Source organism: Saccharomonospora halophila 8, assembly GCF_000383775.1.
Taxonomy (GTDB): domain Bacteria; phylum Actinomycetota; class Actinomycetes; order Mycobacteriales; family Pseudonocardiaceae; genus Saccharomonospora; species Saccharomonospora halophila.
On sequence record NZ_KB912566.1, the window covers coordinates 121,589 to 125,109 of the forward strand.

Here is a 3,521-nt window from a genome sequence, read left to right on the forward strand (position 1 = left end):
CACGGCGCCCCGCTGGCGAGCACCCTGGACACGCTCTGGCTCCGGCACCGGGCGGAGGCCGGGGGCGCCCCCGCAGCCGCGGTGAACCTCGGCGGCATCGCCAACCTCACCGTCGTCCACCCCGACGGCACGACCACTGCCTACGACACCGGCCCCGGCAACGCGCTACTCGACGTCGCCGCCGCCGAGGTGACCGGCGGGACGCAACACCGGGACACCGACGGCGCCCTGGCCGCCGCGGGGACCGTCCGCCCCGATCTGCTGTCCCGGCTGTCCGACGACCCGTACTATGCCCGCGAATCCCCGAAGTCGACCGGCAGGGAGTATTTCCACCGCGCCTATCTGCGCTCGATGCTCGACGGACTCCCCGAGGTGGGCGGCGCCGATCTGCTCGCCACGCTGACCGAACTCACCGCGCTGACGGTCGCCGACGCCTGTCGTGCGCACGGTGTGCGCACGGTCGTGGCCTCGGGCGGTGGGCTGCGCAACCCCTCCCTCGTGCGCGCGCTCCGCAGGCGGATCCGCGTCGTCGCCAGCGACGACCTGGGACTGCCCTCGGACGCCAAGGAGGCCTACCTCACCGCCCTGCTGGGCCGGCTCACCTGGCACGGGCAGCCGGCCACCGTGCCGGAGGCGACGGGGGCCCGGGGTCCCCGCCTGCTCGGCAGCATCACCCCCGGTGCGGGGCCGCTCGCCCTTCCCGCCGTGTCCGCACGTCCGGTGACCCGGCTGCGGATCGCTCACCCCGACACACCGTAGGAGACAGCATGCGGGCACTGGACCTCGCGATCATCGCGGTATTCCTGGTGGGAACCCCGGTCCTCGGGATCGCGCTGAGTGGCAGGCAACGGTCGTCGGCCGACTACTTCGTCGGCAGCCGACGGGTGCCCTGGTGGGCGGTGACCTTCTCCGTCGTGGCCACCGAGACGTCCACCCTGACCGTGATCAGCGTGCCGACCGTGGCCTACCTCGGCGACGTCACCTACCTCCAGCTCGCGATCGGGTACCTGATCGGCAGGGTGGTGGTGGCGTTCGTGCTGCTGCCCCGCTACCACGCGGGCGGGATGGTCAGCGCCTACGGGTTCCTCGGCACCCGGTTCGGCAACGGCATGCAGGGCACCGCGTCGGTGACGTTCCTGGTGACCCGGCTGCTCGCGGACGGGGTCCGGCTGTTCGCGACCGCGATCCCGGTCAAGATGGTGCTCGCCGCGCTCGGCCTGGACGTCTCCTACTGGGTCATCATCGCCGCCATCGCGGTCGTCGCCGTGCTGTACACCTACCTCGGCGGGATCCGGGCGGTGATCTGGGTGGACGTCGTCCAGATGGGCATCTACGTCGTCGGCGCCGTCGCGGCGGTGTTCGTCCTCGCGGGCCGGCTGCCGGACGGTTGGTTCCCCGCGCTGGTGGACGAGGGCAAGTTCCGGCTGTTCGACTTCTCGTCGAACATTCTGACCAGCCAGTACGCGTTCCTGACCGCCGTGGTGGGCGGTGCGCTGTTCGCGATGGCCTCGCACGGTGCCGACCAGCTGATGGTGCAGCGGCTGCTCGCCTGCCGCACCGTGCGGGACAGCCAGAAGGCGGTGATCGCCAGCGGCGTGGTGGTGTTCTTCCAGTTCGCGCTGTTCCTGGTGGTCGGGGCGATGCTGTGGTCGTTCCACGACGGCGCGGACCCGTCCGCGCTGGGGCTGTCCGCGGGTGACGAACTGTTCCCGAGGTTCATCGTCGAGCAGCTCCCCGTGGGGCTGTCCGGGCTGCTGATCGCGGGCATCGTCGCCGCGGCGATGAGCACGATCTCGTCGTCGCTCAACTCGCTGTCGACCTCGACGATCAGCGACATCTACCGGCACGTCACCAAGCGGGAGCCGTCCGACGCGACCGTTCTCCGGCGGGCGAAGCTGTGGACGCTGATCTGGGCGGGCGTGTTCGTGCTGTTCGCCTCGCTGTTCACCAGCACCGACCAGCCGGTGGTGGAGGTCGGGCTGAGTATCGCCAGCTACACCTACGGTGCGCTGCTCGGCGCGTTCGCCCTGGGCATCCTGGTCCGGCGGGCCCGGCAGGCCGACGCGATCGTGGCGTTCGTGGGCACGATCGTGGTGGCGGCGGTGTTCGTGCTCGGTGTCGAGTTCACCGTCGACGGCGAGTCGGCGTCGCTGGCCTTCCCCTGGTACGTCCCGCTGGGCGTGCTGGTCACCCTCACGGTCGGCGGCCTGCTCTCCCTGCGTCACCCGACCCCGGCCCCGGAGCACCCGGAGCCGACCCACCAGGAGGTGGGCTGACCGGCCCGGACGCAGGGAGTCACCACGTGCGGTCGAGCATCGACCACACGCGAGTCGCCACCCCACGTCCGCGAGTCGACGCTCCCGGCCCGCGAGTCGCCCGTTCCCGCCCCCGAACCGACACGGCGGCGCGGAACGGGCGCCTCACGCCGAGGTGGGCTCCTCGACGCCGTCGTCCGTCCGGAGCCGCTGGGAGATCACCCGGGTGATGCCGTCACCCTGCATGCTCACCCCGTACAGCGCGTCCGCGATCTCCATCGTCGGCTTCTGGTGCGTGATGATCAGCAGCTGCGAGTTCGCGCGCAGCCGCTCCAGCAGTCCGATCAGCCTGCGCATGTTCGTCTCGTCCAGTGCCGCCTCGACCTCGTCGAGCACGTAGAACGGCGACGGCCGCGCCCGGAAGATCGCCACCAGCATCCCCACCGCCACCAGCGACTTCTCCCCGCCGGACAGCAGGGACAACCGCTTGACCTTCTTCCCCGGCGGCCTGGCCTCCACGTCGACCCCGGTGGTGAGCATGTCCCCGGGTTCGGTGAGCACCATGCGCCCCTCGCCACCCGGGAACAGCACCGAGAACACCGTCTCGAACTCCCGCGCGACGTCGTGGTATGCGCTGGTGAACACCTCGAGGATCTTCTCGTCGACCTCCTTGACGACGGAGAGCAGGTCCTCGCGGGTCTGCTTGAGGTCCTCCAGCTGGGTGGACAGGAACTTGTAGCGCTCCTCCAGCGCGGCGTACTCCTCCAGCGCCAGCGGGTTGACCTTGCCCAGCTTGGCCAGGTCCTTCTCGGCCCGGTTGGCGCGGCGCTGCTGGGTGTCGCGGTCGTACGGGATCGGCTGCGGCGCCATCACGGTGTCACCGCGCTCCTTCGCGGCCTCGTACTCGGCCATCTCCCCCGGCCCCGGCGGCACGTCCACCTCCGGGCCGTACTCGGCCACGAGGTCGTCCAGCCCGATGGCGAACTCCTCGATGATCCTGGCCTCCAGTTGTTCCAACCGCAGCCGCTGCTCCGCACGGGCGACCTCGTCGCGGTGCACGGCGTCGGTGAGCTTTTCCAGCTCCACCGTCAGCTCCCGCACCCGGTTGCGCACCTGCCCGAGCGCCTGCTCGGTCTCCTCGCGGCGGGCCTGGATGGCGTCCCGCTCGGCCGCCGCCCGCTGCAACGACGTCTCGATCCTCGCCAGGGCGGACTCCCCACCGTCCACGACGGCGCCGGCGATCTCCGCGCCGCGGGCGCGGGCGAT

Annotated in this window: 3 protein-coding genes; 2 read left to right on the top strand and 1 reads right to left on the bottom strand. The window is 71.3% G+C overall.

The genetic code is table 11. The annotated features are described in order from the left end of the window. Positions 1-759: anhydro-N-acetylmuramic acid kinase (locus SACHA_RS24050; protein WP_019811272.1), on the top strand; the 759-nt coding region annotated here is incomplete at its 5' end. A gap of 8 nt (positions 760-767) precedes the next feature. Then, positions 768-2,276, top strand: a complete 1,509-nt coding sequence (locus SACHA_RS0115765) for a sodium:solute symporter (protein WP_019811274.1) — start codon at positions 768-770, stop codon at positions 2,274-2,276. Positions 2,277-2,420: 144 nt separating this feature from the next. Here the strand turns inward: SACHA_RS0115765 and SACHA_RS0115770 are convergent. Further along, positions 2,421-3,521: AAA family ATPase (locus SACHA_RS0115770; protein ID WP_028663247.1), on the bottom strand; the 1,101-nt coding region annotated here is incomplete at its 5' end.

Excerpts from the sequence above, each read along its gene's own strand:
- SACHA_RS0115765 (WP_019811274.1), top strand. The coding sequence starts at position 768 with ATGCGGGCACTGGACCTCGCGATCATCGCGGTATTCCTGGTGGGAACC.